Source organism: Ruminococcus sp. OM04-4AA (genome assembly GCF_003462585.1).
GTDB classification, from domain to species: domain Bacteria; phylum Bacillota; class Clostridia; order Lachnospirales; family Lachnospiraceae; genus Mediterraneibacter; species Mediterraneibacter faecis.
Map to the genome: position 1 here is coordinate 91,725 of NZ_QTZH01000005.1, position 6,000 is coordinate 97,724.

At 39.8% G+C, this 6,000-nt stretch carries 5 protein-coding genes; 3 read left to right on the forward strand and 2 right to left on the reverse strand.

The window, feature by feature from the left end:
• Positions 1-42: 42 nt before the first annotated feature.
• From DXB52_RS03185 to gltA, 3 genes are all read left to right on the forward strand, one after another.
• A complete protein-coding gene (locus DXB52_RS03185) occupies positions 43-1,224 on the forward strand; it encodes an iron-containing alcohol dehydrogenase (protein ID WP_015529272.1) in 1,182 nt (393 codons plus the stop codon).
• A 218-nt stretch (positions 1,225-1,442) separates the two neighbouring features.
• Complete coding sequence (locus DXB52_RS03190; RefSeq protein ID WP_015529271.1) at positions 1,443-2,330, forward strand: sulfide/dihydroorotate dehydrogenase-like FAD/NAD-binding protein; 888 nt, start codon at positions 1,443-1,445, stop codon at positions 2,328-2,330.
• On the forward strand, positions 2,330-3,718 hold the full coding sequence (gene gltA / locus DXB52_RS03195; RefSeq protein ID WP_015529270.1) for an NADPH-dependent glutamate synthase: 1,389 nt from the start codon (positions 2,330-2,332) through the stop codon (positions 3,716-3,718). Before DXB52_RS03190 ends, gltA begins: the two co-directional genes overlap by 1 nt.
• A gap of 104 nt (positions 3,719-3,822) precedes the next feature.
• Here the strand turns inward: gltA and DXB52_RS03200 are convergent, their stop codons facing one another.
• Together DXB52_RS03200 and DXB52_RS03205 are read right to left on the reverse strand one after the other, a co-directional pair.
• On the reverse strand, positions 3,823-5,130 hold the full coding sequence (locus tag DXB52_RS03200; RefSeq protein ID WP_147339176.1) for a sensor histidine kinase: 1,308 nt from the start codon (positions 5,128-5,130) through the stop codon (positions 3,823-3,825).
• Complete coding sequence (locus DXB52_RS03205; protein WP_117874677.1) at positions 5,123-5,818, reverse strand: response regulator transcription factor; 696 nt, start codon at positions 5,816-5,818, stop codon at positions 5,123-5,125. The genes DXB52_RS03200 and DXB52_RS03205 overlap by 8 nt, the downstream gene beginning before the upstream one ends.
• Between the last annotated feature and the right edge of the window lie 182 nt (positions 5,819-6,000).

Sequence of the window (6,000 nt, forward strand, 5' to 3'; positions counted from 1 at the left end):
TTAAAAAAATAACAATACTACATAAAAAAGGAGAGATTTGTTATGAGTAGATTTTGCTTACCAAGAGACATTTATCATGGAAAAGGATGTCTGGAAGAACTGAAGAACCTGAAAGGAAAGAAAGCCATTCTTGTAGTTGGTGGCGGTTCTATGAAACGTCAGGGATTCCTGGATAAAGCAGTTAATTATCTGAAAGAAGGCGGAATGGAAGTTCAGCTGTTTGAAGGTGTTGAGCCAGATCCGTCAGTTGAGACTGTTATGAAAGGTGCAGAAGCAATGCGTGCTTTCGAGCCGGATTGGATCGTTGCTATGGGTGGTGGATCACCAATCGATGCAGCGAAAGCTATGTGGGCATTCTATGAGTACCCGGAGATCTCCTTTGAAGACCTGATCACACCATTCAGCTTCCCGGAACTGAGACAGAAAGCTAAATTTGCAGCAATTCCTACAACTTCAGGAACAGCTACAGAGGTTACAGCATTCTCAGTTATCACAAACTATCAGACTGGTGTGAAATATCCACTGGCTGACTTCAACATCACACCAGATGTTGCAATCGTTGATCCTGACCTTGTTGCAGGACTCCCGGTTAAACAGGTTGCATATACAGGTATGGATGCTCTTACACATGCAATTGAAGCATATGTATCCACACTGAACGGACCTTTCACAGATCCACTTGCACTGCAGGCAATTGAGATGGTTCTTGATTATCTGCCAGGATCTTACAAATGTGATATGGTTGCAAGAGAGCAGATGCATTATGCACAGTGCCTTGCAGGAATGGCATTTTCTAATGCATTACTTGGTATCGTTCATTCAATGGCTCATAAAACAGGTGCTGCATTCTCTACAGGACATATTCCGCACGGATGTGCTAACGCAATTTACCTTCCATACGTTATCAAATACAACGCCAAAGACGCTGTAGCTGCAAAACGTTATGCTGAAATCGCACGCAGAATGGGACTTGCCGGAACATCTGAGCAGGCTCTGATCAACAGCCTTGTTGAGAAGATTGATGAGTTCAATGTAAGACTGAACATTCCTAAGACTCTGAAAGACTTCGGAATCAATGAAGAAGAATTCAAAGAAAAAGTTGACAAGATTGCAGAACTGGCTGTAGGAGATGCCTGTACAGGATCTAACCCACGTGCAATCGATCCGGCTGCTATGGCTAAACTTCTTACATGTACATACTACGGAACAGAAGTTGATTTCTAAAATCAAAAATTAATAAAGGTTTCAGTGTTCTTATAAAATAAGATAACGCTGTAAACTTGTCTTAAACAATACGGGTAGATGCATGAAATTGTGTGTCTGCCCGTATGTTTTACTTGAATTCATAGCTGAAGTGTCGTATTATTAACAAAGAGCGAGTTGTTATTGTTTACACAATGTTTGAAGACAATAACGTCGATTTATTTACAAGGAGGAAAAACATGTATAAGATATTAAAAGCTGAAAAACTGGCTGATAAGATTTATCTGATGAATGTTCATGCACCACGTGTAGCAAGTCACTGTCAGCCTGGTCAGTTTGTCATCGTTAAAATGGACGAGAAAGGCGAACGTATTCCGCTGACAATCTGTGATTATGACAGAGAAGCAGGAACAATCACAATCGTTTTCCAGGAAGTTGGAGCTTCTACAGTGAAAATGGGAGAACTCAAAGCCGGAGACAGTTTCCGTGACTTTACAGGTCCGCTTGGATGCGCTTCTGAGTTTGTTCATGAAGACCTTGAGTCCCTTAAGAATAAGAAGATGCTGTTTGTAGCCGGTGGAGTTGGGGCTGCTCCGGTTTACCCACAGGTAAAATGGTTGAAAGCACACGGAATCGATGCTGATGTTATCGTTGGTGCTAAGACAAAAGATATGCTGATCCTTGAAGATCAGATGGAAGCTGTTGCAGGTAATTACTACCCATGTACAGATGACGGTTCCTACGGACACGCCGGAATGGTTACAACTATGGTAGAAGAACTTGTAAACAACGGAAATAAATACGATGTCTGCGTTGCGATCGGACCGATGATCATGATGAAATTTGTCTGTCTCTTAACAAAGAAACTTGAGATTCCAACTATCGTCAGCATGAACCCGATCATGGTAGACGGAACAGGTATGTGTGGTGCCTGCCGTCTTCAGGTTGGAGATGAGATTAAATTTGCATGCGTTGACGGACCAGAGTTCGACGGACACCTTGTTGACTTTGATCAGGCAATGAAAAGAAGCCAGATGTACAAATCTGAAGAAGGACGCGCAATGCTGAAGCTTCAGGAAGGCGATACACATCACGGCGGATGCGGACATTGTGGAGGTGACGAATAATGGCTGATATGATGAAAAAAGTACCTGTAAGAGAGCAGGATCCAAAAGTACGTGCAACAAACTTTGAAGAAGTTTGTCTCGGTTATAACAAAGAAGAAGCAATGGAAGAGGCTACAAGATGCCTTAACTGTAAGAATGCAAAATGTATCCAGGGTTGTCCTGTATCCATCAACATTCCGGCATTTATCCATCAGGTAAAAGAAGGAAACATTGAAGAAGCTTACAAGATCATTGGTAAATCCAGTGCACTTCCGGCTATCTGTGGACGTGTTTGCCCGCAGGAATCCCAGTGTGAGGGAAAATGTATCCGTGGAATCAAAGGTGAGCCTGTTTCTATCGGAAAACTGGAGCGTTTCGTTGCTGATTATGCACTTGAGAACGATATCAAACCAGAAGGTGCTGAGACTATGAACGGCCATAAAGTAGCCGTTATCGGTTCTGGTCCGTCCGGACTTACATGTGCCGGAGACCTTGCAAAACTCGGATATGATGTAACAGTATTCGAAGCATTACATGAGCTCGGTGGAGTACTTGTATATGGTATTCCTGAGTTCCGTCTTCCAAAACAGAAAGTCGTTGCAAAAGAGATCGAGAAAGTAAAAGAGCTCGGTGTTAAATTCGAGACAAACGTTGTTATCGGTAAATCCACAACAATCGATCAGCTGATGGAAGAAGAAGGATTCGAGGCAGTATTCATCGGATCCGGTGCCGGACTTCCAATGTTCATGGGAATTCCGGGAGAGAATGCAAACGAAGTATTCTCCGCAAATGAATACCTGACAAGAAGTAACCTGATGAAAGCTTTCCGTGATGATTACGATACACCGATCGCTGCCGGTAAGAAAGTAGCCGTTGTTGGTGGTGGTAACGTAGCTATGGATGCTGCAAGAACAGCTCTTCGTCTTGGCGCAGAAGTTCATGTAGTATACAGAAGAAGTGAAGCAGAACTTCCAGCAAGAGCTGAAGAAGTTCATCATGCAAAAGAAGAAGGAATCATCTTCGATCTTCTTACTAATCCGAAGAAGATCAACGTTGACGAGAACGGTAATATCACAAGCATGACAGTGATCAAGATGGAACTTGGCGAACCAGATGCATCCGGAAGAAGACGTCCGGTTGAGATTGAGGGCTCTGAGTACGACATCGAAGTTGATACAGTTATCATGTCTCTTGGTACATCACCAAACCCGCTGATCTCTTCTACAACAAAAGGTCTGGAGACAAACCGCAGAAAATGTATCGTTGCAGAGGAAGAGAATGGACAGACATCTAAAGAAGGTGTATTCGCCGGTGGAGATGCTGTTACAGGAGCTGCTACAGTTATCCTTGCTATGGGAGCTGGTAAAGCAGGTGCCAAAGGTATCGATGAATATCTGAGAAATAAATAATAGAAGGAAGATTGTACCTAGGAGCATAAGCTTCTTTGAGAAAATCGGAATTTAAAAAATATCCTGACAAGATGTAGAAAAATCTGTGCTTGTCAGGATATTTTTTAAATAACTGGAAATTTCAAGGTAATAGAGTAAGTATCGGATTCAATATTTACCTGACAAAGTCCATGCATCTGATGCATCATAGCATGTATATTTTTGACACCAATACCTGTCCCGTGTACAAATTGATCAGGAACAGCGATCGTATTTTGGATGGTAATACAGGCAGATGTCTTAGTGTATTCAGAAATCAGAAAAACCGGCAGATCAGGATGGGCATATTTTTTAATATTAGAAACAAGATTATTAATAATCCGTCCAGCAAAATCTGTGCATATTTGTATCTGTACCGGTTCCCAGTAGAGTTTTTCTATAGAAACATGATATCCGTCCATTTCCAGTAATCCACATAGTTCGGAAAGGTATTCTCCTAATGCATATTCTACATTTTCCGGCTCCTCTAATTTCATAGGATTCTCTGAGTTGATTAGAAAAAAATCAAAGAGCTGGTTAGATAAATCACGTATCTGTGTTGTCTTGGCATAAGCTTTACTAATGTAGTCTGTGCATTCATTCAAGGAATTTTGCTTTCTGGCAATTTCTAAAAATGTCATAAGACCAGTTAAAGGTGTTCTTAAGTCATGAGCCATACTAAGTACAAGTTGGTCCTGGGCGGATTTCATTTGAGCCTCCTTTAGTTGCTTTTCAATCAAGGAAAGACGCATTTCGTTTAAGCCATGTGCAAGAGTGGCCAATTCATCATTTCCCTTTATAGAAATTTCGCAGTCTAATGCACCCGATTCAATTTGTGTTACACTAGAACTTAGCTGTTGAATATAATTCACCTTTTTTCCGATTCCAATAGCGAAAAGTAAGATCCATAGGAAAATACTGATAAATGCGGCAGCTATATAGTATAACAGATAATATTTCAATTCATAATTCGCATAAATGTAAACGTCTGCATCTCCATCAGAAAAAGATACCGTATGAAAATATTGCCAGTTGTAATGTAAAGTATCCGATTCAGAAGTATTTCCCAGAACGATAGAGTTTGAATAGGTACTGTCATAGATTAATACCCGTTCGCGGGAAATAGTAAAATGCCGAATTCCCTTTTGATGAGCCCAATCGCCAAGTTGGTCGGTATCTGTTGCAGCAAGCTTTTTCTTATGAACAAATTCTGTGAGCTCATTAATGTACGATGTTTCTGAATTATAGATGAAATTTGAACCGGCAAAATATTCACTTAGCAAAGTTGTTCCTACCTGAAAAAGGATCAAAAAGAGAATAAAAGCTGCTGCAAAACCAGATAAAACTAAGAAAATGATTTCTTTCGTAAGACTGTTGCGTTTTAATTTAACCAAGACGATACCCCTTTCCCCAAACAGTTTGAATAATTTTAGGCTTTTGAGGATTCTCTTCAATTTTTGTCCGAAGATTTCTTATATGAACCATAATAGTATTAGCTGAAGTACTTATAAAAGGTTCTTCCCAAATACTTTCATAGAGATTTTGAAGAGAAAATATTTTAGTGGGGTACTGTATTAATAAAAGCAATATTTTGTACTCTATTTCGGTTAATTGAATTTCATTCCCTTGTTGGAACACAATGTTTTTTGAAGAATTGATGCGTATCTGATGGGTTTCAATCCACTCTTCTTTCTGAATTTGCAATATTTCTCGATCATAAACCTGATGACGGCGCAGAAGAGCTCTGACTCTTGCGAAAAGTTCAGTATAAGAGAATGGTTTTATAAGATAATCATCTGCTCCGGCCATAAATCCAATTAATTTGTCGGATTCTTTTGATTTGGCAGCTAAAAAAAGAATCGGAACATAAGAAATTTTTCTGATTTCTTCACAAGTCTTCAATCCTGAGATGCCAGGCATCATAATATCGAGAATGACTAGATTTGTGTTCGGAGTGAGTTTTTTCAGTCCATCTGCACCGTTTGAAGCTTCTTCAACGGAATAACCTTCTCCTTCCAATAAAATTTTTACTCCTTCTCGAATATCTTTGTCGTCTTCAATGATTAATATATTTTTTTCCATGAATGTCTCCTAATATTTATTACCCGAAAAAATTTAAGATAAAAGCATTGAACTATACCGTCTGCTGATTAGTTACTACCCAAAACATATTATGAAAAGTAGTGCAGATCGGTCTATATTTTTATGCATTTTATGAAAAGTAGTGCAGATCGGTCTATATTTTTATGCATTTTATAAATCAG